This is a genomic window from Pseudochrobactrum sp. AO18b (assembly GCF_000409565.1).
Lineage (GTDB): Bacteria > Pseudomonadota > Alphaproteobacteria > Rhizobiales > Rhizobiaceae > Pseudochrobactrum > Pseudochrobactrum saccharolyticum.
In genome coordinates this window covers 1-301 of record NZ_ANNO01000142.1, presented here as the reverse complement: position 1 = coordinate 301, position 301 = coordinate 1, and the positions used below count along the sequence as shown (strand labels likewise).

Annotated in this window: 1 protein-coding gene; it reads right to left on the bottom strand. The window is 46.2% G+C overall.

Annotated features, from left to right (window positions below; all coding sequences use genetic code 11):
• The coding region (locus A918_RS0106050) for a transposase (RefSeq protein WP_022710193.1) at positions 1-242 on the bottom strand (242 nt) is incomplete at its 3' end.
• Positions 243-301 lie beyond the last annotated feature (59 nt).

Here is a 301-nt window from a genome sequence, read left to right as displayed (position 1 = left end):
TTTTTTAGTATGTCACGCTCCTCGGTGACACGAGCAAGCTCTTGCTTCAAGCGCCTGATCTCTGACAATTGATCATCCTGAGCAGCTGCTTTCTCAGGGGCGTTGTAGCGCTTCATCCAGCTATAAAGGGAATGTGTGCTTACGCCCAAGCGACGCGAAACATCTGCTACGGAATAACCGCGCTCAGTAATCTGTTTAATAGCATCAAGTTTGAATTCGTCGGTGAAATTAGCTTTACCCATCGTAAGCTCCTTGCCTCTTTTTTAAGTCACAAGGTGTCTACAAATCTAGGGGCTATTCA